Below are 1365 nucleotides of genomic sequence, written 5' to 3'. Positions count from 1 at the left end.
AAGACTAACTATTAAAGATTGTCAATAAAAAATGATTTGAAACAGAAAAGTTTAAAATAGAGCAACGATGACTTATTCATCGTAATCAGCACCTTGAAAACTGTATGACAAATAGAGCATCGCCTGAGATGCTCTTGAAAGAAGACTTGTATGGAATTAGTTAAGCTGCTTTGTTGTATGGCTGATGCGATTTCTCGAGCTGATATATCAATCTCACGAGTTTCTTGGCAGCATGAGATACAGCAACATAATAATGCTTTCCTTCAGCCCGCTTTTTGGCGAGGTATTCATTGAACGTCGGATCCCAATGGCAGACGTAGATAGTGGCGTTAAACAGCGCATATCGTAGATATCTAGAACCACGTTTTTCCATTCTGGGGTGACAGTTATCTAATTGTCCGGATTGATATGTAGATGGTGATAAACCAGCATAGGCAAGGATTTTATCTGCAGAGTCAAATCTATTAAAGTCGCCAATCTCTGCAATTATCATGGCACCCATACGATAGCTTATTCCTGGAATACTGAGAATTGGAGAATTGATGGTATCCATGATAGCTTTGATTTCGCTTTCAATTTCTTCAATTTCGGAATCAAGCTCACGGATCAGTTTGATGGTGTGCTTTAATTCAAGGGATTTGGCTGGCATATTTGAGCCGATTGAGGCTCTTGCAGCTTCTCGAAAAGTTACAGCAATATCCTTGTTGTAATGCCCCTTAGAAGTTTCTGCTAATAGGTTTGAAAGCCTTGTAAGATGAGCACTTGCTACTTGCTTAGCACCGGGAAATTCGTATAGCAATGAATAAACAGAATTCATATGCAGAGTAGGAACAAGCTTTTCTAATTCAGGAAAAAGGATACAGACCAGACGAGATATGGAAGTTTTAAGCTTTGCCCGCTCTTTTACTTTGTCAAAGCGATAGCGGGTTAGTGACTTAAGTTCTTCGTTGTGGTACGATGTGTCAGAGTAGGACTTTAAGTTCACATTTGACATGAGCATAGAAGCAATCGTACTGGCATCTACCTTATCCGTTTTCGTCTGTCTAAGGCTTAGACTTTTTCTGTACAGATTGGTATGTAACGGATTGATAACGAAGGTGGGCAAACCTTTATCAACGAGATACCCAAGAAGATTGTAACTATAGTGTCCAGTGGCTTCTAGCCCTACTTTTACTTTGGATACATCTTCCATTACGGATTCTATCTTCTGATAAAGATCATTGAACCCATCGAGATTGTTTTTGATGGTGAATGTTTTGAAAACAACTTCTCCAACAGAGTTTTTGATAATACAATCATGTTTGTCTTTAGCGACATCAATTCCTACATAGATCATATAGGACCTCCCTAATAATAGTATTGATA

Annotated in this window: 1 protein-coding gene; it reads right to left on the bottom strand. The window is 38.6% G+C overall.

Annotated features, from left to right (window positions below):
* Nucleotides 1-160: 160 nt before the first annotated feature.
* Complete coding sequence (locus BM086_RS20395; RefSeq protein WP_092332356.1) at nt 161-1336, bottom strand: IS110 family transposase; 1176 nt, start codon at nt 1334-1336, stop codon at nt 161-163.
* Nucleotides 1337-1365 lie beyond the last annotated feature (29 nt).

Origin of the sequence: Butyrivibrio sp. YAB3001 (assembly GCF_900112195.1) — a bacterium.
GTDB lineage: Bacteria > Bacillota > Clostridia > Lachnospirales > Lachnospiraceae > Butyrivibrio.
Note: the sequence above shows the minus strand (reverse complement) of the source record. Positions and strands in the feature narration are given on the sequence as shown.

Bases quoted from the DNA above. Each gene is read 5' to 3' on its own strand.
- BM086_RS20395 (WP_092332356.1), bottom strand. From the start codon at position 1,336: ATGATCTATGTAGGAATTGATGTCGCTAAAGACAAACATGATTGTATT.